26 protein-coding genes, 1 tRNA gene and 1 pseudogene are annotated in these 23,668 nt (G+C 43.2%); 14 read left to right on the top strand and 14 right to left on the bottom strand.

The window, feature by feature from the left end; all coding sequences use genetic code 11:
• Together IM509_RS04760 and IM509_RS04755 are read left to right on the top strand one after the other, a co-directional pair.
• Positions 1–183: pseudogene (locus IM509_RS04760) on the top strand (Uma2 family endonuclease); the annotation flags it as partial.
• A gap of 101 nt (positions 184–284) precedes the next feature.
• Positions 285–470, top strand: coding sequence for a PCP reductase family protein (locus tag IM509_RS04755; protein WP_002751785.1), 186 nt, complete (start codon positions 285–287; stop codon positions 468–470).
• A 4-nt stretch (positions 471–474) separates the two neighbouring features.
• Here the strand turns inward: IM509_RS04755 and moaA are convergent, their stop codons facing one another.
• Positions 475–1,464, bottom strand: coding sequence for a GTP 3',8-cyclase MoaA (gene moaA / locus IM509_RS04750; RefSeq protein WP_052275836.1), 990 nt, complete (start codon positions 1,462–1,464; stop codon positions 475–477).
• A gap of 469 nt (positions 1,465–1,933) precedes the next feature.
• Between moaA and IM509_RS04745 the strand changes: the two genes are divergently transcribed.
• Entirely contained in the window at positions 1,934–3,277 is a 1,344-nt protein-coding gene (locus tag IM509_RS04745) for a DUF3370 domain-containing protein (protein WP_185237980.1), read from the top strand.
• A gap of 7 nt (positions 3,278–3,284) precedes the next feature.
• Here the strand turns inward: IM509_RS04745 and IM509_RS04740 are convergent, their stop codons facing one another.
• Positions 3,285–3,797 carry a TolB family protein gene (locus tag IM509_RS04740; protein WP_052275839.1) on the bottom strand — a complete coding sequence of 171 codons (513 nt, stop codon included), beginning with the start codon at positions 3,795–3,797 and terminating at the stop codon, positions 3,285–3,287.
• Between the two features lie 23 nt (positions 3,798–3,820).
• On the bottom strand, positions 3,821–4,036 hold the full coding sequence (locus tag IM509_RS04735; RefSeq protein ID WP_002788162.1) for a hypothetical protein: 216 nt from the start codon (positions 4,034–4,036) through the stop codon (positions 3,821–3,823).
• A gap of 365 nt (positions 4,037–4,401) precedes the next feature.
• On the opposite strand from IM509_RS04735, the gene IM509_RS04730 reads away from it, so the two are divergent.
• A tRNA-Asp gene (locus IM509_RS04730) sits at positions 4,402–4,475 on the top strand.
• 85 nt (positions 4,476–4,560) lie between these two features.
• On the opposite strand, the gene IM509_RS04725 is transcribed toward IM509_RS04730, so the two are convergent.
• Positions 4,561–7,095 (bottom strand): glycogen/starch/alpha-glucan phosphorylase, encoded by a 2,535-nt coding sequence (locus IM509_RS04725; RefSeq protein WP_072925906.1) that lies wholly within the window; start codon positions 7,093–7,095, stop codon positions 4,561–4,563.
• Positions 7,096–7,264: 169 nt separating this feature from the next.
• Between IM509_RS04725 and hpnA the strand changes: the two genes are divergently transcribed.
• Positions 7,265–8,251: a hopanoid-associated sugar epimerase gene (gene hpnA / locus IM509_RS04720; RefSeq protein ID WP_185237979.1), complete on the top strand. Its 987-nt coding sequence runs from the start codon at positions 7,265–7,267 to the stop codon at positions 8,249–8,251.
• Between the two features lie 176 nt (positions 8,252–8,427).
• On the opposite strand, the gene crcB (IM509_RS04715) is transcribed toward hpnA, so the two are convergent.
• Both crcB (IM509_RS04715) and crcB (IM509_RS04710) read right to left on the bottom strand, forming a co-directional pair.
• Positions 8,428–8,832, bottom strand: a complete 405-nt coding sequence (crcB, locus tag IM509_RS04715) for a fluoride efflux transporter CrcB (protein ID WP_052275842.1) — start codon at positions 8,830–8,832, stop codon at positions 8,428–8,430.
• A 145-nt stretch (positions 8,833–8,977) separates the two neighbouring features.
• A complete protein-coding gene (gene crcB, locus IM509_RS04710; protein WP_052275843.1) occupies positions 8,978–9,367 on the bottom strand; it encodes a fluoride efflux transporter CrcB in 390 nt (129 codons plus the stop codon).
• A gap of 122 nt (positions 9,368–9,489) precedes the next feature.
• Between crcB (IM509_RS04710) and rsmA the strand changes: the two genes are divergently transcribed.
• On the top strand, positions 9,490–10,296 hold the full coding sequence (gene rsmA / locus IM509_RS04705) for a 16S rRNA (adenine(1518)-N(6)/adenine(1519)-N(6))-dimethyltransferase RsmA (protein ID WP_052275844.1): 807 nt from the start codon (positions 9,490–9,492) through the stop codon (positions 10,294–10,296).
• 17 nt (positions 10,297–10,313) lie between these two features.
• Entirely contained in the window at positions 10,314–11,255 is a 942-nt protein-coding gene (ispE, locus tag IM509_RS04700) for a 4-(cytidine 5'-diphospho)-2-C-methyl-D-erythritol kinase (RefSeq protein ID WP_052275845.1), read from the top strand.
• 21 nt (positions 11,256–11,276) lie between these two features.
• Here the strand turns inward: ispE and IM509_RS04695 are convergent, their stop codons facing one another.
• The 3 genes from IM509_RS04695 to IM509_RS04685 are packed head-to-tail and all read right to left on the bottom strand — an operon-like array spanning position 11,277 to position 12,723.
• Positions 11,277–12,089 carry an urease accessory protein UreD gene (locus IM509_RS04695; RefSeq protein WP_052275846.1) on the bottom strand — a complete coding sequence of 271 codons (813 nt, stop codon included), beginning with the start codon at positions 12,087–12,089 and terminating at the stop codon, positions 11,277–11,279.
• A 3-nt stretch (positions 12,090–12,092) separates the two neighbouring features.
• Positions 12,093–12,617, bottom strand: a complete 525-nt coding sequence (locus IM509_RS04690) for a hypothetical protein (protein WP_052275847.1) — start codon at positions 12,615–12,617, stop codon at positions 12,093–12,095.
• On the bottom strand, positions 12,571–12,723 hold the full coding sequence (locus IM509_RS04685; protein ID WP_162490486.1) for a hypothetical protein: 153 nt from the start codon (positions 12,721–12,723) through the stop codon (positions 12,571–12,573). The genes IM509_RS04690 and IM509_RS04685 overlap by 47 nt, the downstream gene beginning before the upstream one ends.
• 181 nt (positions 12,724–12,904) lie before the next feature.
• Between IM509_RS04685 and IM509_RS04680 the strand changes: the two genes are divergently transcribed.
• From IM509_RS04680 to gyrA, 3 genes are all read left to right on the top strand, one after another.
• Positions 12,905–14,119 carry an AAA family ATPase gene (locus IM509_RS04680; RefSeq protein WP_052275848.1) on the top strand — a complete coding sequence of 405 codons (1,215 nt, stop codon included), beginning with the start codon at positions 12,905–12,907 and terminating at the stop codon, positions 14,117–14,119.
• Entirely contained in the window at positions 14,112–14,696 is a 585-nt protein-coding gene (locus tag IM509_RS04675) for a DUF4276 family protein (RefSeq protein ID WP_052275849.1), read from the top strand. The genes IM509_RS04680 and IM509_RS04675 overlap by 8 nt, the downstream gene beginning before the upstream one ends.
• A 192-nt stretch (positions 14,697–14,888) precedes the next feature.
• The gene (gene gyrA / locus IM509_RS04670) at positions 14,889–17,441 is read left to right on the top strand and encodes a DNA gyrase subunit A (RefSeq protein WP_185237978.1); all 2,553 of its coding nucleotides are present in this window, start codon (positions 14,889–14,891) and stop codon (positions 17,439–17,441) included.
• 172 nt (positions 17,442–17,613) lie between these two features.
• Here the strand turns inward: gyrA and IM509_RS04665 are convergent, their stop codons facing one another.
• Together IM509_RS04665 and IM509_RS04660 are read right to left on the bottom strand one after the other, a co-directional pair.
• Positions 17,614–18,144 carry a ComEA family DNA-binding protein gene (locus tag IM509_RS04665; protein ID WP_185237977.1) on the bottom strand — a complete coding sequence of 177 codons (531 nt, stop codon included), beginning with the start codon at positions 18,142–18,144 and terminating at the stop codon, positions 17,614–17,616.
• On the bottom strand, positions 18,144–18,539 hold the full coding sequence (locus IM509_RS04660; RefSeq protein ID WP_002759086.1) for an NINE protein: 396 nt from the start codon (positions 18,537–18,539) through the stop codon (positions 18,144–18,146). Before IM509_RS04660 ends, IM509_RS04665 begins: the two co-directional genes overlap by 1 nt.
• 321 nt (positions 18,540–18,860) lie before the next feature.
• Between IM509_RS04660 and asnS the strand changes: the two genes are divergently transcribed.
• Entirely contained in the window at positions 18,861–20,225 is a 1,365-nt protein-coding gene (gene asnS / locus IM509_RS04655; RefSeq protein ID WP_185237976.1) for an asparagine--tRNA ligase, read from the top strand.
• A 255-nt stretch (positions 20,226–20,480) separates the two neighbouring features.
• Here the strand turns inward: asnS and IM509_RS04650 are convergent, their stop codons facing one another.
• Complete coding sequence (locus IM509_RS04650; protein WP_185237975.1) at positions 20,481–20,642, bottom strand: hypothetical protein; 162 nt, start codon at positions 20,640–20,642, stop codon at positions 20,481–20,483.
• Positions 20,643–20,650: 8 nt separating this feature from the next.
• Between IM509_RS04650 and IM509_RS04645 the strand changes: the two genes are divergently transcribed.
• The 3 genes from IM509_RS04645 (at position 20,651) to IM509_RS04635 (ending at position 22,335) form a co-directional block, all read left to right on the top strand.
• Positions 20,651–20,953, top strand: coding sequence for a hypothetical protein (locus IM509_RS04645; RefSeq protein WP_016515170.1), 303 nt, complete (start codon positions 20,651–20,653; stop codon positions 20,951–20,953).
• A complete protein-coding gene (locus IM509_RS04640) occupies positions 20,941–21,168 on the top strand; it encodes a hypothetical protein (protein WP_002797786.1) in 228 nt (75 codons plus the stop codon). The genes IM509_RS04645 and IM509_RS04640 overlap by 13 nt, the downstream gene beginning before the upstream one ends.
• Before the next feature lie 477 nt (positions 21,169–21,645).
• On the top strand, positions 21,646–22,335 hold the full coding sequence (locus IM509_RS04635; RefSeq protein ID WP_260441365.1) for a PEP-CTERM sorting domain-containing protein: 690 nt from the start codon (positions 21,646–21,648) through the stop codon (positions 22,333–22,335).
• A gap of 34 nt (positions 22,336–22,369) precedes the next feature.
• Here IM509_RS04635 and IM509_RS04630 read toward each other — a convergent pair whose 3' ends face one another.
• Together IM509_RS04630 and IM509_RS04625 are read right to left on the bottom strand one after the other, a co-directional pair.
• Positions 22,370–22,879 carry a PIN domain-containing protein gene (locus IM509_RS04630; protein ID WP_008205259.1) on the bottom strand — a complete coding sequence of 170 codons (510 nt, stop codon included), beginning with the start codon at positions 22,877–22,879 and terminating at the stop codon, positions 22,370–22,372.
• On the bottom strand, positions 22,876–23,121 hold the full coding sequence (locus IM509_RS04625) for a UPF0175 family protein (protein ID WP_002748168.1): 246 nt from the start codon (positions 23,119–23,121) through the stop codon (positions 22,876–22,878). Before IM509_RS04625 ends, IM509_RS04630 begins: the two co-directional genes overlap by 4 nt.
• Positions 23,122–23,668 lie beyond the last annotated feature (547 nt).

The following is a 23,668-nucleotide window of genomic DNA, read 5'->3' as shown; positions in this document are numbered from 1 at the left end:
GAATATATTCTGATTGAACAATCTAGTTATAGTGTAGAACGTTACTATAAACAAAAGGATGATCAATGGTTAGTTGATTTCCTTACAGGGGAAAATGCAGTTTTACAATTGGTGTCGGTGGATTGGCAGATTTCTTTGCAAGATTTATATCAAAGAGTCAATTTTGACCTAGCAGAAACCTAAAATTAAGAGAAACCTGAAAAAGAGTCGCTGTCAAGAAAATTGTCATCTCAAAATAGCTAATCTTTTTTGGTATAATAGACGGACTACTATATGTTAAATCTATGGACGCTCTAGATTTTTCCGATCAACTACAATGGACCGCAGAAGCAAAAGCAAAACTGAAAAATATTCCCTATTTTGTTCGTTCCCAAGCGCGTCAAAGGATAGAAGAATTAGCTCGTCATGCCGGTTCCGATCGAGTTACCGTGGAAATGGTGGAACAGGCTAGAGTAGAATTCGGACAGTAGATTTTTAGCCGCCAATTTGGGACATAGTACGGGTATAAATGCCGCTTGATGTGCCGGAATCACGCAGTTTAAAGTTTATTTCTGCCTTCAGTTCTATTAATTCCCGCACTCTTTCCCTGATTTCTGCTGGCGAAATTCCCTGACGGAGGGCAGTTTTTAGGTCAATTTGTCCGGTTTCGTTGAGGAGACAGGGACGCAACCAACCATCGGCCGAGAGACGTAGGCGGTTGCAGCGATCGCAAAAACACTCCGACATCTGACTGATAAAGCCGATTGTACCCTTAGCCCCCGGAATTTGAAAAACATCGGCTGGACCATTTCCCCGCACTTGACCCTCATTTAAGCCCCATTTTGCCCGAATTCGCCCCCTTAATTCCTCGTTGGCAATCCAAGCTTTTTCTTGAAATAAATCACCGTTACCGATGGGCATAAACTCGATAAAACGGACGTGCCAACGCTTATCGATGGTCAAAGCCGCTAAATCTTCCACTTCTGCCTCATTTATCCCCGGAATCACCACCACATTCAATTTTAAGGGGTCAAAACCCACCCTCTGGGCTGCTTGAATACCTGCCCAAGTTTTTTGCCAACGACTCCGGCCGCGATTACCGATAATCTTATCGAAAGTGTCGGGGTCGAGGGAGTCTAAACTAATATTAATCCGTCTTAGTCCGGCTTCATACAACATTTCGGCTAAATTGTCAAGTAAATAGCCATTAGTGGTCAAGGCTAAATCGCTAGTAGCAGATAAAGAGGCGATGTCGCGCACAATCTCCACTACTTCGGGATGTAAGAGAGGTTCCCCACCAGTAAGACGAAATTTGCGGAAACCGAGGGGAATAAAGACATTTTTGACTAAAGTAAGAATTTCCTCCCGGGTGAGTAAGTCTTGTGGTCGAACATAGGCCAATTCTGCATCTTCAGGCAGACAATACTGACAGCGAAAGTTACAGCGATCGATTAAACTAATCCTGAGATAGTCGATTTGGTTCATGTTCAGGGGCAAATACTGTTATAAAACTTCATGAATTTATCATAACAATTCCGGCTCGATCGATATCTAGACATCGGGCCAAGTTTCCAGAAAACCACGGCTACATCTAGATTTTAGTCTATGATGACAATAGATTTGCTCAATGGCAAGGGCCAATAATGATTGGTAAATTTGATAATTTTTCTTGATTGTACTTAACCAAAAAGGTCAGCTAAGTAGGTAGTCGTTAAAAGTTGTCAGACACCCCCCTTATTAAGGGGGGATTAAGGGGGTGACTAAGGGGGGATCGGCACCCCCCTTATCAAGGGGGACAGGGGGGATCGAACCTAAAATCCATTTTTAATTTAATTATAACCAGCTACTTAACACCAGAAAGAAATATTAAACAATCCTCTAGATATGGACAAACAGAATACTATCTAAATTGAGCGAGCCAATAATGCTATGATCAAAGATTAATTATCTTGAGATGGTAATTTGTGTGATGTTACCTTTTTTACTACCCATTGCCCAAACTCCCCCTAGTGTAGAAATAATTCGACCAGCGCAGGTGCGTCCTTTACCGAATCAACTAGATCAAGTTCCCGTTTTTAATAGCAATAGTCCCGAATTATTGCTAGGAGAAGGGATTTTGCTTTCGACTTTTCCCTCCCAAGAGAAAAGTTTTCCCTCGGCCCATTTAAATTATGCTTTTCAGGGACGCTTTGATATTTTTGCCCACCATATAGCGAGGGGGAGTTTTCCCGATAATTTACGCACCCTTTATCTGGGTATATTACTCCACAATCCCAGTCCTAATCCCGTGACTGTTAAAATTTTGCAGGGGGCCAGTTATTTGAGTCAACCCGATGCAGCTTTTATCGATTTACCTGCACAAGTGGAAAATAATCAGGGGACGGTTTTTGCTGGGCCGGGAAGTCGGGTAATGGGGGATATTTTAATGGGGCAGCGTCAGGATATTTTTCCCGATAGGATTATTATTCCCCCTGGGGAGAGTTTTATGGTCTTAAATGCGGCGATTCCCGTGCGCGATTTGACTCCCCCTTTAAACGGTAGATCCACTTATCTTCGTCTGGAAAGTGACGGTCTTCTCTACGCTGCTAGTTTAGCTCTTTATGCACCCCTAGATGAAAATGGGCAGGAAAGACCACCAAATCTGACAGAATGGCAAAATTTGCTAGAAAAAGGCAATTTATCGACTCCGCGGGATCGAGCGCCCACTCCTCCCCATAGTCAAGGACAGATAATTTATGGACGGGTAGCGGGGGTGTCCCAAGGTTCAGCTTGGCCTGCCCGATTGGTCGATCGAGCTTCTTTATGGTTAAATATTCCTGATTCTGGTCAATCTATAGCCTATGGGATTAGCACCCTACCCGGAGGCAAACTGGGAACGGAACAAAATCAAAGTGCTAGTATGTTAGTTCGCTATCCCGATACGGCCTATCAAGCTCATGGTAATTACGGTGTGGAATATAGGTTAAGTTTACCTCTATTTAATCGAAGTGATGAGGCGAAAACGGTGACTATTGCGCTAGAAACACCGATTAAAGAGAATATTATTGGGCTGGGTTTGCGTTTTCTCGATCCGGCTGCTCCACAAGTGTTTTTTCGGGGAACAGTAGCCGTCAATTATAGCGATGATCAAGGACAGGCACAAAGCAGATTTTTTCATCTCGTTCAAAGACGCGGACAAGAGGGGCAATCTTTAGTGACTCTGACTATTCCTCCGGGGGATTGGCGTGTAGTACAGGTAAATTTTTTATATCCACCAGATGCTACTCCTCCGCAGGTTTTAACGATTAAGACCGAGTAGAACAAGTTTAAAATTGGCCGTTAATGATCGCAATATTCCATTGACCGTCTTGGTTGGTTTCAAAGGCAATTTGGCGACCATCACCGCTAATGGTGGGATTGCGGACGCTTCCCCGCAGGTTAGCGGTTAACAGGGTTGCACGGGATCTGGAACGATCATAAACCATGACATCACTTTTACCGCGTTCGCTGGAGATATAGGCAATTAAACGACCGTCAGCATTTAAAGATGGCTGATCTTGGCTAGAATCGCCACGATTTAGGTTAGGAAGATTAACTAGGCGCTTTTCTTGCAGATCGAATAAATATATACTACGACGACCGGAGCGATCGGAAGCGAAGGCTAAATAGCGACCATCAGCACTATAACTGGGGAATTGATCGGGAGCAAAACTATTTAAACCACCGGCGGGAACTTGAGGAGTGATCAAAAGAGGGGAATTACAGCCACTTATCCCCGATAACAGCCCAAAAGAGGCCAAAAATCGCCCCAGCCAGACAAAAAAAATTTTTTCTTTCATCTTGACTTTTGACCCCAAATGTGCTAGTAACTTTCTTCCTTGCCGACGGTTTTGAGGGTAAGTAGTTGATTGCCTTGACTGAGACTATCGGCGATCGCTTCTCGAATCGGCAGGTCAATACTGGTTTCTGCGAGGATTTCTTGGGCTTTTTGCCGCAAATCTGCCCCGGTATCGGCATCTACTTGGTCTAGATCGAGTAATTCTTGCGATAGCTGTTCGATCGAATTCAGGTTAGTCATAGCTCAGGCTCCCAACAAGCTTAATTACAATCCCATGGTAAAGAGTATCCCTCTCTACCATGGGATTTTTTGGCTTTAATTCAGGATTGATACCAATCCAACTTTAAAAACCCTCTTAAGTAAGTAGTTATAATTAAATCGAAGATAGATTTTGCCTCTGATCCCCCCTGCCCCCCTTGATAAGGGGGGTGCCGATCCCCCCTTAGTCCCCCCTTAATAAGGGGGGCATCTGATAATTTTTAACGCCTACCTACTTATCAATTGTTTCCCCCCTCTCCCCTCTCCCCTCTCTCTCAAAAAAATTTTCCCAGAGGTGCTTGACATAACCCTGATGATGAAGTTACAATCAGAATTGTCGCAAAAATGGGATTGTAGTTCAATTGGTTAGAGCACCGCCCTGTCACGGCGGAAGTTGCGGGTTCGAGCCCCGTCAATCCCGTAGAAATTTAGGTTAAAGTCGCCCATGCTTGGCTATCCTGTAGGCAGTAGGATAAATTAACAGAATCCTACTGCCTAGATTTGTTCTAATTTACCGATAAACCAGCATTAGCTTGAGTATAATCGGGTAATTCAATCTTTACTGGTTGTACCCGCCAGATTTCCTCGCAGTATTGCCGAATCGATCGATCGCTAGAGAATTTACCCATGCGGGCCACATTAAGAATTGCTAAACGACTCCAATGTTCTTGATCTTTATAAGCGTGACCGACTCCTTCCTGACAGTCGATATAGGACTGATAATCGGCCAGTAACATATAGGGATCATCGTAGATAAGATTATCCACAAGCGGACGGAATAAACTACTATCACCCCGGCTAAAAAATCCCGAACCAATGAGGTCTAATACCGCCCGCAATTCTTCGTTATGGTAATAGTATTCTTGGGGATTATAACCAGCGGCTTTCTTAGCATAAACTTCCTCAGTTGTCAAGCCAAAAAGAAAGAAATTTTCCGCTCCCACCTCTTCACGAATTTCGATATTTGCCCCATCAAGAGTGCCGATAGTTAAGGCACCATTCATGGAAAATTTCATATTACCAGTTCCCGAAGCTTCTTTCCCAGCTGTGGAAATTTGTTCAGACAAGTCGGCAGCTGGATAAACCCGTTGACCGAAGGTGACATTATAATCGGGTAGGAAAACCACTTTTAAACGTCCTCCAATCGTCGGATCATTATCGATCACTTCTGCCACAGAATTAATCAATTTAATGATTAATTTCGCCATAAAATAACCCGGGGCTGCCTTACCACCAAAAATAAAGGTACGGGGGGTAATATCGAGATTGGGATTATTTTTGAGGCGATGATAGAGGGTGACGATATGTAAAACGTTGAGATGTTGCCGTTTATATTCGTGAATGCGTTTTACCTGCACATCAAAGAGGGTACTAGGATCAACTTTAATGCCGACTTTTTTATCGATATAATTGGCTAAATCTGCCTTAATATCGTATTTAATTCGTCGCCAAGAGTCCCGAAATCCTCCATCATCCACATAGTTTTCTAAACCGCGTAAATCCTCCAGATGCTTAATCCAATTTTCGCCGATTTTTTCTGTAATCGCAAAAGTCAAGCGGGGATTACTAGAAACTATCCAGCGCCGGGGAGTAACTCCATTAGTTTTGTTGCTAAACTTTTCGGGAAAGAGTTCATAGAAATCGCGCAGAACATCTTTTTTCAGTAATTCTGTATGGAGGGCTGCCACCCCATTAATTGCCTGGGAACCCACACAGGCAAGGTGAGCCATACGGACGTATTTTTCGCCGCTTTCATCGATTATAGATAAACGGGACATTTTGCCATCATCATGGGGATAAATAATGCGAATTTTATCCAAGAAACGATGGTTAATTTCGTAGATAATTTCCATTAATCGCGGTAAAAGACGACCAAAAATACTCAAAGACCATTTTTCTAAAGCTTCTGGCAAAAGAGTATGATTGGTGTAAGCGAAGGTATTTTGAGTAATAAACCAAGCTTTATCCCAATCGAAATGATGCACATCAATTAACAAGCGCATTAACTCGGCTACCCCGACGGAAGGGTGAGTATCATTCAATTGTACCGACCATTTTTGATTAAAATTATCGAGACTGGGGTTCTCATGTAAGTGAATACGAATCATATCCTGTAGGGAACAGGAAACAAAGAAATATTGCTGTTCTAAACGTAGTTCTTTGCCTTGAATTGGTTCATCGTTAGGATAGAGAACTTTACTGATATTTTCCGAGTGAACTTTATTATCCACCGCACCATAATAATCGCCGCGATTAAAGCGACCAAAATCAAAAGATTCACAAGCTTCTGATTTCCATAGACGCATAGTATTAGCGGTGTTAACTCGATAGCCGAGAATTGGGGTATCGTAGGGAATTCCTTTGACTACATAATCGGGAATCCAACGACTGCGATAATTACCATTTTCGTCGGTATAGGATTCGGTATAACCGCCAAATTTTACCTCTACTCCCGCTTCTGGTCGGGCAATTTCCCAGGGATTTCCATACTGTAACCACTTATCGGTTATTTCTACCTGCCAACCGTCGTGAATTTCTTGATCAAAGATACCAAATTCGTAGCGAATACCGTAACCAATAGCCGGAATTTCTAGGGTAGAAAGGGAATCAAGATAACAGGCAGCTAAACGACCTAAACCACCATTTCCTAACCCCGGTTCTTCTTCCTGGGCAATTAATTCTTCTAGTTTTAATCCCGATTCGCTGACAGCTTTCTCCACCTGTTCGTAGATACCGAGATTGATTAAATTATTGGCCAAATGGGGACCGACTAAAAATTCGGCCGAGAGATAACAAACGGTTCTGACATCTTTTTTTAGATAGGTTTGTTGGGTGGTCAACCAACGCTGCAATAAACGATCACGGATGGTATAAGCTAAGGCCATGTAAAGATCGTTTTTGCTGGCTAATTCCGGTAATTTACCTTGAATATAGAGTAAATTATCCCTTAAAGCCCGTCGGATAGTTTCTGTGTCTAATCCCGTTCTGTCATCTTCGATGATAATCGGACAAACAAAAGTTGACTCTGGAGATGGATCCATAGGAGTGTTTTGACTAAAAATCGACTGCTCTTAGTCTAAAATAATCTGTACTCAAATTTTATCAAGAAAAGCTTAAATCTTGACTAAGATTAAGGTATAGTAATGATGAAGTTAAGGTGATTAAGTTTCAATTACCGATAGGAAGCGAAAACAGGGGAAAGTTTGAGCAATGCGTGCTTTTGTGACGGGTGGAACGGGTTTTATCGGGGCGAATTTAGTGCGATTGCTTTTAGTCGAAGGCTACCAAGTGCGCGTCCTCGTCCGTCCCCAGAGTAATCTCAGAAATTTGCGGGGTTTAGACGTGGAAATTGTCCGGGGTAATTTAAATGATGAGAACTTATTTAAATTAATGGTCGGATGCGAAGTTCTCTTTCATGTAGCGGCGCACTATTCTCTCTGGCAAAAGGATAGACATCAACTCTACCAAAACAATGTTTTAGGTACAAGAAATGTGCTAGAATCGGCGCATTTAGCGGGAGTTGCCAGAATAGTTTATACCAGTTCTGTGGCGGCTATTGGAGTTGGTAAAAAGGGTGAAAGTGTCGATGAAACTTATCAAAGTCCCGCCCATCAATTGGTGGGTTATTATAAAAAATCAAAGTATTGGGCAGAACAGGAAGCATTGAAAGCAGTGCAAAGAGGACAGGATATCGTTATAGTTAATCCTAGTACGCCGATAGGAGCCTTTGATCTTAAGCCTACACCCACTGGCGACATTATTCTCCGTTTTTTGCGGCGAAAAATGCCCGCTTATGTGAATACGGGATTAAATCTAATTGATGTGCGCGATGTGGCCTGGGGACATTTATTAGCTTTAGAAAAGGGAAGAACTGGCGAAAGATATATTTTAGGTCATCAAAACACTTCTTTAAAAACCTTGTTGACAGAATTAGCCGAAATTACCAGCATAAATGCTCCGAAAATTGTTTTACCTTTTTGGATTCCTTTACTAATAGCTTGGCCGGATGAAAAAGTTCTTCCTGTCTTCGGAAAATCGCCCTCTATACCCCTTGATGGCGTGAAAATGTCAAAACAGTCCATGTACTACGATTCCTCGAAGGCACGGCAAGAACTGGGCTTACCGCAATCGCCGATTAGACAAGCTTTAGCTGATGCTATCGATTGGTTTCAAACCAATGGAGACATTACTTATTAAGACTGGGTAGGAAAGGAAAAAGATGGCCTCAATTGTGCTGAAATGCTTAAGTAGTTAGGTGTTAAAAGTTGTCAGACACCCCCCTTATCAAGGTAGTAGGGTTGATTCATGAATCAACCCTACTATGAATCAACCCTAGGGACAGGGGGGATCAGACGCAAAATCTATTTAATAATTCATCTAGGAAAACCTGTTCTTGCTAAAATAACTCCAATTTTAAGCGCAATCATCCCCCCAAGAACACTGCCCAACCAATAAATTAAACCGAAAGTCAAGTTTCCCTGCTCTAAAAACTTGTTTACCTCCAAACTATAGGTAGAAAAAGTTGTATAGGAACCACAAAAACCCGTGGCAATCATCAATCCTAATTCTGGGGCAATTATACGAATATTTTCCTTAACCATAGTAAAGATATAGGCAATAATTAAACAGCCAGAAACATTGACAAAAAATGTCCCAAAAAATCCCCACTCTTTACCGAAGATACTGTCAATTAATTTCGCAATATAAAAACGACTTAAAGCCCCAAAAATAGCCCCAATTGCCACGAATAAACCATAACGACCCCTGAAAAAATTCATGCTGTCTCTCCTGCCCTTCAATAGTAAATAAATTGGAGAATTAAGTAGCTGGTTATAATTAAATTTAAAATGGATTTTAGGTTCGATCCCCCCTTAATCCACCCTTGATAAGGGGGGCATCTGATAGTTTTTAACGCCTACCTACTTAACCTAGAAAAAATTGGGCAATAGCTGCCCCGATTCTCACGGCAATCAATCCGAAAATGATACTAGCAACGGCAAAAATAAGACTGAGAAAATTTTGTTGATTGCGCCAGAGGGTCAAGATATCTAAACTATAGGTAGAAAAGGTGGTATAAGCTCCTAAAAATCCCGTTCTAACCATTAAATCTAGTGAGTGGGAATAAAAGGAAAAACTGGGTAAAATAGCCCAAAAAAAGCCGATAGCTAGACAGCCAGTTAAATTAATAATAAAGGTTCCATAGGGAAAGCGCAAGCCGAATTTCGCTTTTGTCCATTCGGTAATATGATAACGAGATAACGCCCCTGGAACCGCTCCTGCTGCAATTGCGAAAACATCGTTCAAATCTGACATTGTTTCTAATTTTTTTGCTATCTTTGCCTAGGCTCTATGATAATTGATGCGGTTATCGATCGCATGGCCGATATTTTCAGGAGTGTTATTGTCAAGGACAACCTGACATTCAGGATAAACGTATGAAAATTCAACCGCGTAAACGTTTTGGACAACATTGGTTAAAAGATGAATCGATACTCGATCGCATCATCGGCGCTGCTAATTTACAATCAGAGGATCGGGTATTAGAAATCGGCCCTGGTACAGGCATTTTAACCCGTCGTCTTCTCGATGGCGCTCAATTGGTTGTCGCTGTAGAAATCGATCGAGATCTATGGACAATTTTAAATAAAAAATTTGGCCAACAAGATAACTTTCATCTCATCCCAGGCGACTTTCTTACCCTTAAACCCGAGCAACTGCCGCCAGTTAATAAAGTAGTGGCTAATATTCCCTATAATATCACCGGTCCGATCCTCGAAAAGCTGCTCGGTTCGATCGCCCATCCCTTCACCCCCCCTTACCAGAGTATTACCCTCTTGGTCCAGAAAGAAGTCGCCGAAAGATTAGTCGCTGTCCCCTCCACCAAAGCTTACAGCGCTCTCAGCGTCCGCATTCAATACCTTGCCGATTGTCAATGGATTTGTGATGTCCCCCGGCGAGCCTTTTCCCCACCTCCCCGGGTGGATTCGGCGGTAATTCAGCTTTTACCCCGTGTTTTCCCGAAAAATGTCAGTAATGCGGCCTTTTTGTCCACTTTAATTAGCTGGGGTTTTGCCAACCGGCGCAAAATGTTACGCAATAATCTAAAAAATTGTCTGGATAGCGATCGATTAAGCCAAATCCTGACACAATTAGAGATTAATCCCCTCGCTCGCGCCGAAGATCTCAGTTTATCGCAATGGATTGACTTGGCGGAAAAATTAGGTCAATTGCCAAAATTTTAGATTTTTTTTCTTGACAAATGCACAGTTATACCCTTCTAGCCCCCGCTAAAATTAATTTATATCTAGAAATCGTTGGCGATCGCCCTGATGGTTTCCACGAGTTAGTCATGGTGATGCAGACGGTGGCATTATGCGATCGCATCACTCTCCGGCCGAACGGATTGCAGGAATTCCGTCTCTTTTGCTCTCATCCCCTCGTCCCCCAAGATAGCAGTAATCTCGCCCATCGCGCCGCCACTTTGATGGCGAAGGAATTCCCCCGCCTCTTTGCCAATTACGGCGGCATCGATATCACCATCGAGAAACATATTCCCGTGGCTGCCGGTTTAGCGGGGGGGTCCACCAACGCGGCGGCGGTGTTAGTCGGCATCGATTTAATCTGGGAATTAGGCTTAACCCATCCGGAATTAGAAACTTTAGCGGCAAGATTGGGATCGGATACTTCCTTTTGTGTGACAGGAGGAACGGTTATCTGTACGGGAAGGGGAGAAATTCTCGATCCTATCGCTCCTCTGACTGGATTATGGGTGATTTTAGCCAAATACGATCATTTATCCGTTTCTACACCCTGGGCCTACCAAAGCTATCGGCAAAAATTTCAGGATACCTATCTGTCTTCTCCAGAGGAGTTCCATCACCGTCGTCAGCAGGTGAGTTCCGGGGCTTTGGTACAAGCGATCACCCAGAAAAAACCAGCCGCTATAGGCAAATTTATCCATAATGACCTCGAAAAGGTGGTTTTACCCGAATTTCCCCTCGTAGCCGAGTTAAGACAGGTTCTAGGGGATTTAGGCGGTTTGGGAACGATGATGTCAGGCTCTGGCCCGACGGTTTTTACTCTCTGTTCATCTCAGGAAGTGGCGGAAACTATCGTTAAAGAGGCCCGGGAAATTCTTGTCGCTCCCGATCTACAATTTTGGATAGCTCCAATCACCGATACAGGCATTCAAGTGACTTGATAAAATTAAAATTGACCGCTTTTACCAAGATAACCAAACTCGCGGAATAATTGCCTCTCGATCGCTCATTTCTCGCCTTAAAATTTGCCAAACCTGCTGAAACCATTGTCGCACTTCACCGCTAGAATTACCCCGATAACGACATAAAAGACCATCTCCTAAAGTGCTAGTAACTCCCATCTCTCCTTCTAGGGAAAAATCTCTCACTTTCTCGATTAAATCTCTTCCCACTGGTTGACCGATATAAACTAAAGTACCGATCATGGCACTATTATTTAAACCAGAAAATCCCTCGATCATTTTACCACCCAACAGGAAGGAGCGATCGAGCCATAAAGGTTGTCCCGATCGCCAAATTTCCCAATTAGAATGCCATTCTCCCGCTAAAAATTTCTCGCCTCGCGCACTGCGACCAAAACGGGTAATTTCCCATCCCAACCAACTGCTATTTTCCCCTAAATCCACTCGTAAATGTTGGCGAAATACCGCACCATTAAAGATAATTGTTTCTTGGGGTAGCCATTCTAAACTGGCATTGTCATCGATTTTAATCTCGATTAATTGCTGGGCCATCTGACCGTTACTATGGTAAACTTTTCCAGCAGAAGCAGTGGTAATCAGGGCATTAGTAGCGGCTTGGAGATGAATTTTTTGTTGAAGAATATCACCGCCAACTATTCCCCCCGCCGTATGTAAAATCACCGTATGACAAAGATTTTTTCCTTCAGGATAAAAGGGTCTTTGTACTTTTAAAGGGGCGGTAGCATAGACGTGATTAATCTCGGTTGCGAGATTTTTTTGCTTGTAAATTAGTTCTAGGTTTCCCTGCCACATTATTTATTGATCCTCAGTCATGTTTTCTAGAAATTGCCGATAATTTTCAGGACTGAGATTAATTTTAAATTCTATTTGCTGTTCTTTATCCCTGAACAGTAAAATATATTCACTTTCCGATTTTTTGCCAACTAGGAGAGGATTTTTCATCTCGAATTTTTGATAAACTAGATGGGGTTTCGTCACCCGAATAACTAAACTAGGTTGGGATTGGGGATAAATATATAATTGCTCCCGTTCCCGATCTAAAATTAATTGTTTAGGTGTCATGCTTCTTTCGTCAGCAAAAGTAGATTTATGCCAATAGAGGGTAATCCCGCGAATTTGGGGCATTTGGATGCTAAATTTTTCATCAAAACCTTGCTGCTCCCAATTAATATCTTCCAGAGAGCCAGTATCGGGAATTAAACGCTGTTGCCAGAAGACTTCCTTAAGATTTAAATCTTGCCACCATTGGCTAATAATTTGGAAATTCTCCAGATTATCGGGGTTGGGATTGGCACTTTGCCAGAGGAGAGGAGTAAGCATTTTCGGGGAATTTTTGCGCTGGGAAAATCAGGTTAATAGTCTTCGCTGGAGTTAAGGGATCATTAATCTCAATCATCATCGATTCTTGAGCTGCCGATAGGTCCATGATATTAACTCTCGATCGCATTTTTATTTTATCCTAAATTATCGGGGGAAAAACTGCTAAAAGTGGTCTTCACTGGTGATCGCCAGCCACCAGCCTAGAAAACTGAGGGAAGATCAGATAGATTGGGATATAATTAACTAATAAAGCTCTGTATGATCCCAAAAACTAGAATTGTTTTAATATGAACCAGCCTAGACTATTATCTTTTACCCTCGATGGTTGGGGTGTGCTAGGTGGTCCAGTTTCCCTATCCCTAGTTAACCAAGTTGGGGTATTAGTGGGGAGAAACGGTGCGGGGAAATCCGCTATCCTAGAAGGATTTGAAGCCATCTCATCCTGTGCTATGGGTAGATCGATCGTATCTCGGATGATTGACAGTGATAGCATTCCCTCAATTTTGCAGGTTGAAATTCTAACACCGACTAACCGGCGCTTAGGATACAGGTATGAGCTAATCATCCCCTTTTCTATGGACGATCTAGATACAGACATAGACGATACCACTAACGATAATTCCTTGGAAAATTCCTTTTCTTGGAATGATTCTTGTCATTATATTGATGGAGATCAAGAACTTCTCTGGAAAACCGAATTTGGACTAACAAGCTTTAATAATAATGGTGAGCCAATATTTGCTATTCTTGGCAATACTACCTCGCTGCGACAGTCAAATGTACCTGGAAATTCATCGCTAAATTTACCTCCAGAAATGAAGTGGGTTTATGCTATTTTAAAAGGGATTCGTCTTCTTGGCAAAGCTCCTATCCGTCGCACATCAAGGCGACAGCCTTCCTTACTAAAGGTGGCAAGTAAGAAGGTTTCTACCAGTCGATTTGATCTAGCAGATACTCTAGCTCGGAGAATATTTTCTTGGGTAGGTACGGATTATTTTGATGAACTAGAAAATGTTTGTCAACGAATAGGACTTGCCAAGAAAATCACTGTGCAGAAGTTTGTTTTGAGTGAGCATTCTGGACAGACAGACCAAGGTAAAGACGAAGAGTACATCGCTTCAGTATTATTAGATGGAGTCAATATTGGATTACTCTCCGATGGCACCTTGCGAGTTTTATCAATTCTTATCGAAATAATTGCTCACTCTCCTAATGCAACAACCATAATTGAGGAGCCAGAAACACAAATACATCCCGCAATGTTAGCAAAATTATTAAATGAAATTAAATCCTATACTTGGGATGAAAATTTAATTATATCAACTCATTCACCACAAGTAGTAGCTTGGACAAAGCCAGAAAATATTAGCTTAGTTTATCGTAACCAGGGACGGACAAGTGTTAGGAAACTAGAAGAAGGAGAGATTGAAAAAGTTGTCGAGTACCTCTGTGAAGAAGGAGATTTAGGAGACTGGATTTACAGTGGTATTCTCGATGAGTAGTAACTTGATCGCCATAATTGCCGAAGATGAGACGGACTGCGATGTGTTTCGTCAAATTATCCATCGCGTGCTGGGGACAAATACTAGGACAAAATCTTGGGCATCTAAATCCTCTAGTACATTAAAGAGAAAACTGTCAGCAAAACTTAAAGTGATGACAAGGGAAGGATGTGATGCTTTTATCATTGTTCATGATTTAGATCGTAATCCCAAGAATAACTCTCTTAACGATGAAAAACAATTGCGAGATCACTTAGAATTAAGCTGTTCTAATATTAATGGTATCAGGAAATATATCTGCATCCCAATAGAAGAATTAGAGGCTTGGTTTTGGTCTGATCCAGAGGTGGTTAAATATGTGGGACGAGGCAAGGGAAAAGATCACCCAAACCCTCACCTAATTATCAAACCGAAAGAAAAATTGATCCAATTGTCAATCGGTGAAAATAGAAAACCCCGTTATAGTACCAACATGAATGTTGAACTGGCCGAAAAGCTAAATTTAGAACTTTGTGCCACTCGTTGTCCTTCTTTTAAAGATCTTCTCGACTTTCTGCAATCTCTGTCAAGAGGATAGCAAACCATTAACCCCCCCATCCCAGCCAAGAAACCTGCGAGCGCCGCCTCAAACCCCAAAAAAGAGGGATTTTATGGTAAAATAGTCCTACAAATGGGCATATTCTGCACATCAAAAGGGTAAAAACCCGATTTTTAGCGAATTTACTCACAAAAACGCTTTTTTTGCCTTGTTATTGGAGTTAACCCCCCTATGACCGCCGCCCAGGATCATGTCGTCCCCACAGACTTAAGCAATGAAATGTCCCGTTCCTACCTAGAATACGCCATGAGCGTCATCGTCGGGCGCGCCTTGCCCGACGCTAGGGACGGACTGAAACCCGTACACCGGCGCATTCTTTATGCGATGTACGAACTAGGATTAACTCCCGATCGCCCCTTCCGCAAATGCGCTAGAGTCGTCGGGGAAGTATTAGGAAAATACCACCCCCACGGGGATACTGCTGTTTACGATGCTCTTGTCCGCATGGCCCAGGATTTCTCCATGCGCGATCCCCTGATTAACGGTCATGGTAACTTCGGATCGATCGATAACGATCCCCCGGCAGCCATGCGTTATACCGAGTGTCGTCTGCACACCCTGGCCACCAACGCCCTACTACAGGATATCGAGTCAGAAACCGTCGATTTTGCCGATAACTTCGATGGTTCCCAACAGGAACCCGTGGTTTTGCCCTCTAGAGTCCCGCAACTGCTAATTAATGGCTCATCGGGCATCGCCGTCGGTATGGCCACCAATATCCCCCCCCACAACCTGGCCGAGATTATCGATGGAACCGTTGCCCTCATCCATAACCCCGATCTCACCGATACGGAACTACAGCGTTATATCCCGGGGCCGGACTTTCCCACCGGGGGGCATATCCTTGGCAGAGACGGCATTCAGGAAGCTTACACCACCGGCCGCGGTTCCATTACCCTGCGGGGAGTCGCCTCCATTGAAACCATCGAACAAAGGGGAAGACCCGATCGAGATGCTATTATTATCACCGAACTGCCCTATCAAACCAATAAAGCGGCATTAATCGAAAAAATCGCCGATTTGGTCAATGATCGCAAAATAGACGGTATTTCCGATGTGCGGGACGAAAGCGATCGCGACGGCATCCGGGTGGTGATCGAACTGAAACGAGATGCCTATCCTCGCGTCGTCCTCAACAATCTTTATAAACAAACGCCCCTCCAGTCGAATTTTGGGGCGAATATGTTGGCATTAGTCGATAACGAACCGAGATTACTGACTTTAAGGGAGTTTCTCCGCGTTTTCCTCGATTTTCGGGTAGAAGTGATCACCCGTCGTACCCGTTATGAACTCCGCAAGGCCGAGGAAAGGGATCATATCCTTCAGGGTTTACTAATTGCCCTCGCTAGTCTCGATGCAGTCATTGCCCTGATTCGCAGTGCTGCCGACACAGCTAGTGCAAAAGAGGGATTAGTGCAGAATTTTGGCCTCTCAGAGGTGCAAGCGGACGCAATCCTACAAATGCAGCTGCGACGGTTAACCGCCCTAGAATCGGAGAAAATTCAGCAAGAACACGGGGAATTACTGGCAAAAATCGGCGATCTTCAGGATATTTTAGCCAAAAAAGAACGGATCGACAGCATTATCGAGGAAGAACTGCAACAGATCAAAACGATTCACGCTACCCCCCGTCGCACTCATATTGAACAACGGGAAGGAGAAATCGCCGAAACTGACTTGATTGCCAACGAACAGGCCTTAATTCTCGTCACCGAACAGGGTTACATCAAAAGAATGCCCGTTAATACCTTTGAGTCCCAAAATCGGGCAACAAGGGGCAAAGCTGGCGCGAAAATGAAAGAAGACGACGGCATCGATCACTTTATCACCTGCCGCGATCATGATAGCGTCCTCTTTTTCACCGATCGCGGGGTTGTCTATAGTCTCAACGCCTATCATATCCCCACCGGTTCCCGTACCGCTCGCGGAGTTCCGATCGTGCAACTGTTAGAGATTCCCAAAGGGGAGAAAATCACCTCGGTGGTGGCAGTCAGCGAGTTCAGCGAGGATAATTACCTGATTATGCTCACACAAAAGGGATTTATCAAGAAAACCGCCCTCGCTGCCTTTAGTAATATTCGATCGAACGGTTTAATCGCCATTTCTCTCGAAGACGGTGATCAACTACGTTGGGTTCGCTTGGCCAAAGAGGAAGACAGCGTCATTATCGGTTCTCGTCAGGGGATGGCCATTCATTTTAAGGCCGATAGTCAACAATTGCGCTCCTTGGGAAGGGCAACTAAAGGCGTAAAATCGATGAAATTGCGCTCAGGTGACGAATTAATTAGTATGGACATCCTGCCTAGTCAAATTGTCGCCCAAATCGCTGAATCTAACGAAGAAGAAACCGAGGACGAAAGCGAAGAAATTAACCCCGAAGTGGCTAATAATGGCCCCTGGGTGTTAGCGATTACCATGGCAGGACTAGGAAAACGGGTTCCCGTTACCCTCCTCCGGCTGCAAAATCGGGCGGGATTAGGAGTCAGAGTGATTAAATTCCGCAAAAAGAACGATAAATTAGCGGCTCTGCACGTTGTTAACCCCCACGAGGAATTTATGATTATCACCGAACGGGGTATTATCATCCGTCAATCCGTCGATGCTATTACTCCTCAATCGCGATCGGCCGGAGGCATCCGGGTACAAAAACTCGATGAGGACGATGCGATCGCTGCGGTGGCCCTAGTTCCCCCTAGTGATGCGGAGGAATCTGAAGACATTTAGATTTGCTGGGAAGTGGGGAAATGGGAAAGTGGGGAAATGGGGAAATGGGGAAATGGGGAAGTGGGGAAGTGGGGAAATTGAACTAAAACCCCAAAACCCCAAAACCCCAAAACCCCAAAACCCCAACCCCCAACACCTAAAACCTTCCTGCTGCCTTCGTTAAAATTTGGGATTAAAACTGAAAAAAGTGCATTAATTGGGAGATTTCCTGAGCGTCTAGGGATAAACGCCCTTTAAAATCCACAATATTCTTAAATAATCCCTGTTCTTCTCTGCTTTTAATAATGGCAGCTGCTAAATTATCGCTGATCAGGGGTAGGGTGGTTAACTGCTCGATCGAGGCGGTGTTAGGATTGATTTTAGGGGGTGCGAGGTGACTTTCCCGACTATAATAGGCAAATTCTAGAATCGGTTCCCAAGCTTTCAATCTAGCCACAGGAACACTCAAAGCAGCCGCTAGATCTTCGAGACAAAGCAATTCTACCCCCATACCCAGCAATTCCACCAACATTCGCGCTTGATGGATGGATATCCCCGGCAATCGCAGCCAATCATCCACACCCGCTTGACTGACATTAATTTTAATGCCCAATTGCGCCGCCATAGCGATCTCATCAAGGGAACGAAAGCGATAATAGGGATCATTGCTAATTTTGGCTTTTAAAGGGTTAAAAGTGCGTCCTAACCAGTTTTGCGGTGTCATTATAGTAATTGTCGCCGTTTTTCTTCAAATTCGTACTCAGAAATTAATCCTTCTTGCCGGAGGCGCTCTAATTCCCTTAAAGCTGCCCCGATCGCCTCTACTTGTTTAGGCTCTAAACTGGGGACAGTGGCAGCAGCGGTGGCAGTGGGAAAATAGTTAGCCAAAAATTGGTTATCTTGGATTAAATACCACACTGCATCGATCGCGCAAGCCACCCGGGGAATCGGAGTTTGCCAAAGGAGAAGATAGATAATTCCCCAGAGAGGTTGACCGAGATAGAATTTATGAATACCGGCGATAGGAAAGGGTAAAGCGAGAATGCTACCGATAAAAGCCAAAAAAATCGCTAATTTACGGCTTTTGGGCTTACTTAATAATTTTTCCACCAGAAGCATGACACCTGTTCGAGATTGATTTTAGCCTGATCTGAACCTTCTATTCTAAAATAAGTAGGGAGGCACAATTATTTGTAGGATGGGTTAGCGGTAGCGTAACCCATGCGGCCGTTGGGTTTCATGCTTCAACCCAACTTACGTTCATCTTATATTTAATTCCACCCACCCACTTACTCTTTGGTTCTAAGTAGGGAGACACAATTATTTGTAGGATGGGTTAGCGGTAGCGTAACATAATCTGGCGTTGGGTTTCATGCTTCAACCCAACCTACGTTCATCTTATATTTAATTCCACTCACCCACTTAACATAGGGATAAGCAATGACTACCAGAATCAAGGAAATCTTTCAGACAGGACAACCGGATCAATCCGTCACCGTGCAGGGTTGGGTGAGAACAAAACGAGAATTAAAAGAATTTACTTTCCTGGAAGTTAATGATGGCTCATCCCTAGCCAACTTACAAGTTATCCTCGAACCGACTTTACCCGATTATGAAAATGTACTAAAGACAATTAGTACAGGAGCGGCGATCGCTGTTTCGGGAAATTTGGTTCCTTCCCCGGGTAAAGGGCAAAATATCGAGTTAAAAGCGGCCGAAATCACCCTTTATGGTGACTGTCCTGCGGATTATCCCCTACAAAAGAAACGTCATTCCTTTGAATTTCTGAGAACCATTGCCCACCTGCGAGCAAGAACCAACACCCTAGGAGCAGTAATGCGGGTTAGAAACGCTTGCTCTACCGCTATTCACAGTTTTTTCCAAGAAAAAGGCTTTATTTGGGTACATACTCCTATTATTACCGCTAACGACTGCGAAGGTGCGGGGGAATTATTTACTGTCACCAGTTTAGATTTAAAAAAACCCGCCAATTTTGCCGAGGATTTCTTTGGTAAACGGGCCTATTTAACCGTCAGTGGACAATTACAAGCGGAAGTAATGGCCATGGCCCTATCTAATGTTTACACTTTTGGCCCGACTTTTCGCGCTGAAAATTCTAATACTTCCCGTCATCTGGCCGAGTTTTGGATGGTGGAACCGGAAATGGCTTTTTGTGACTTGGAAGGGGATCAGGATTTAGCGGAAGCTTTTCTCAAATATATCTTTAAATTCGTCTTAGAAAATTGTCCCGAAGATTTGCAGTTTTTTAACGAACGTATCGATAAAACGGTGTTAAATACGGCCGAGAATATCGTTAATAGTGAGTTTGGCCGGATTACCTACAGCGAAGCGATCGAGTTATTGGAAAAAGCCGATCGTCAGTTCGAGTTTCCGGTAGAATGGGGCGTAGATCTACAGTCAGAACACGAACGTTATCTAGCGGAAGAACTATTTAAAAAACCCGTGATTGTCACCAATTATCCCAAGACAATCAAAGCTTTTTATATGCGTCTAGATGACAATAATAAAACCGTTTCCGCTATGGATATTTTAGCACCCAAGATCGGCGAAATTATCGGTGGTTCCCAACGGGAAGAACGATTAGATGTATTAATCCAAAGAATGCAGGAACAGGGAATGAATCCCGATGATTTGTGGTGGTATTTAGATCTGCGTCGCTACGGTTCCGTTCCCCACGCCGGTTTTGGTTTAGGATTCGAGCGTCTGGTACAATTCATGACGGGAATGACCAATATTCGCGATGTGATTCCTTTCCCCCGTACCCCTTTAAGTGCCGACTTTTAGGTTGATGTCTAGGATCGACGGGAGAAAAGTTGTAATCCTTGAGCTTTTAGCGCTAATTTGCTTGGTCTTTGGAGACTTGTACAACTTTATTGTACAAGTCCAAGCTCTTGAACTCCCCAAAAACCCCAAAATCTCGATCGCTAGTTAGGGAGAGAAATATAAAGATTTATTAAATTGTAACTTTTGATACAGTTACGGGGGATATTATGTGTGGTTGTATGGAGAATCGGTTATTATTACCTTTATCGAATCCGCTCAAAATACTACATCAAATGATAATTCATCATGGGATAGTGAAGATTGGGAGCAATTTGACCAACTCATTGCCAATTGTCTTGTAGATATAGGAATTGAAGATTGAGCATCGGCAACACGACCACTATATTTATCGAACACCGAAACGAGAATCCTATCCATGATTGGCAATGAAATTTGAAGTTGTTACCCCTTTGGGATTTACAGTTAGAACTTCAGAAGGTTATTGGCAGAGGCTAATGGGCAAACATCCTGACCTTGAGGAGTTGGAGGAATTAGTTACCCTTACCCTAGCTTTACCGGATGAAATTCGACGCAGTAGCCACGATGCTGGGGTGCTGCTATTTTATCGCCAGCGACAGGAAAAACGTTGGGTTGTGGCAGTGGCTCGGCGTTTAAATGGAGATGGGTTCTTGATTACTGCCTACCAAACCGATGGGATTAAAGAAGGGGAAATGCTATGGCTCAAGTAAAAGTTTTCTATGAACCGGAAACGGAATTACTCACTGTCTTCTGGCAGCAACCCAGAAAGGAGCAGATTTGTACTGAACTGGGGGATGGGGTGATTTTGATTAAGGATTCCACCAGTGGCGAGCCGATTGGCTTGGAAATTCTCTCCTATCGCCCTGGGGACAATCGCTTTGATGCGGTGAGCGTTGAACTGGGGCAGTTGAGTCCCGTCAGTTGATATTGGTCATTATTCTGGTTGTCCTCTAACTTCCGAAATCATCTGGGCGTTAAGGATGGGTTTCATGGTGGGGAGTGGGAGGGAATGTCGCTATTGTCCAAGGTGGATAGCTGCCAGGGAGAGAAATATAAAGATTTATTAAATTGTAGCTTTTGATACAGTTGCGGGGGGGGGTGTGTGTATTGTTGTTTTTAGTTTCCTTTATGGTTGGGTTAGACTGTTGCTTGACCTAGCTGCGAGGGGGGCGATCACATTTAAAACGAAAAATTCAAAAATAGCCGCAGCCACTATCATTATGAGACTTAAATCGTGTTCTCAAGTAACTACTATAGCTCTTGAAATCAGCAGCTCTATTCTATTTGGTGTTGGTTTTGTCTAGCAGTTATCTTAATGGTGGGGTACGAAGTTTTCGTTTTGGGGAGTCAGTAGTCGGTAGTCGGTCGTCAATACCAAATTAGGTTACACTTCATCTAGCTTATGAAAAACGCTGTATCACCTACTTCAGCAGTAGTTCTTTCTACTATCGTTGCTGGTCTGGGATTTCTTGTTGTCGATGTTAATGCTGTGCAAGCGACATCACTTGCTGCCTTGCCCGGTCTTCTGTCAATTACCTTTTTTGAGACATCGGGTACGAATACTCCTTATACATTTACTGTTAATAGTTCTCAACTTCTCACTAAGCTTTCAGCACTTAATTCGACTTCTAATGACTTTGTTGGAGTCTCGACAGAGTTCTACGATGTTTTTTACAGCGATTCATTAGGGAATTTAGATGTTAATGGTATGTATGTAACTGTTGAATCAGTTTATGACCGCGAACTTCCTGCTGGCGGGGGTCTAAATATTGCTGAAGTACAGTTGAACTTTACAAGTGGAACTGAATTTGCTAATCAGGTTACTGCCTTCACTGCACTTGGAGATAATGCCATTGTTGGCTCACAGATCAAGGCAGTTGATGGAAATTTATTAACTACCACCACACTGGGAAATACGGTGGGTCAAAACAAGCGACTTTCCCTCACACTTGGTTTTGCTTCTACGGCTATTCCCGAACCATCCGCCATCCTCAGTCTCCTCGCTCTCGGCACACTAGGAGCAGCTTCAACCCTCAAGCGCCAACTAAAACCATCCAAATCCACCGAAAAAGAAACCACAAAAGTAGGCTAAATGGCTTCTAAAAATACCATAAATGCCCCTTCAATCAATCTTGAGGGGGTTTATTTTTTTCTTCATCAACAATCTGTAAAACACTGCTGTATAAAGGTGCAGCCACCCAAAATCCTGCTTGATCAATCAAAGCGTCTAGTAGGGGTTTCACCTCAGAGATTAACCCTCGATTCTTCGCCTCAACCAAAATGCCCAGAATTCCTGTGTATCGAAGATTAAGTCTAGCAGCAATTCTACGACCACGACGCTCATCAATCAAAACTTGATCTGCTCCCAACTCAAGTGCTAAAGCAATAGCCTCAGCTTCTCCCTTATCTAGTTCATCTGCAAGAGCTTCAATCACTGTGCGGTTAGTTACCGTTCGAGTTTGAATCCAATCTAAGGTTTGTACCTCTATTGAACCTGCTACTGGAAAATCAGGCTCAGTTAATTCTCGATAAACTGCTTCAGGAATAAAAACTATTTCGTAAAGTTGTTGTAGCAGATGAAGTTGATTAATGGCGGCAAGATTGTTGATAGGGGATGTATCACTGACAACAATCACAATCTTCCCATCTCCCGCAAGTTCTTAATATCCTGTTCAAAATCTTCGACATCGTAGTGTACTGGAATTTGACGACTTGCAAGTAGGTGTTGAAAAGCAATACGATTCATTCCTGCAAATCGACTCGCTTGAGCAAGAGTGAGCTTCTCTTTTTGAAAGAGCATGACCGCAATTTCCTGCCTCATCTCAGCTTCAGTCATGCGTGTGGCACTGAGAATTTCATCGGAGATATCAATACTCATGGCTATAACCCTATCTATCCCTTCCTATTGGAATGATATCATAACCCCCTTCATTTAGTCAGTTGAGCGGGTTTATTTTTTGCGTCTCTTCTCCTTACACATTTTACACATTAAGAATCGGTGGGTCTATTGAGTTACCAAAGCCAATAGAAGATGCTTTATTATCAGTTGCCAACTAAACCCCTCCCAATCCATTGAAAAAGAAACCACAAAAGTAGGCTAAATTGCCTCTAAAAATACCATAAATGCCCCTTCATTCAATCTTGAGGGGGTTTTGTTTTTTTGCTCGTGTTTCCAATCATTAATTTTTATTAATTAATTGCTCGTAAGTAGTTTTTGTGATACAATAATGGCTCTCAGTTTAATATCGTAAAATTCAATGACTATTGTGATTCCCAACGAAATTAGGCTCTTCTAGGTTCTGTGTGAGCATGGTATAATAGTAACACAGAACAGGAGGTGGGTTATGTGGATAAATTTTGATCAACTCCTCGATTTACCAAATGCAACAGTGGTCAATTATCAAAAAATTGCTCAGACAATTTTC

The organism is Microcystis sp. M31BS1 (assembly GCF_020245285.1).
GTDB classification, from domain to species: domain Bacteria; phylum Cyanobacteriota; class Cyanobacteriia; order Cyanobacteriales; family Microcystaceae; genus Microcystis; species Microcystis panniformis.
Note: the sequence above shows the minus strand (reverse complement) of the source record. Positions and strands in the feature narration are given on the sequence as shown.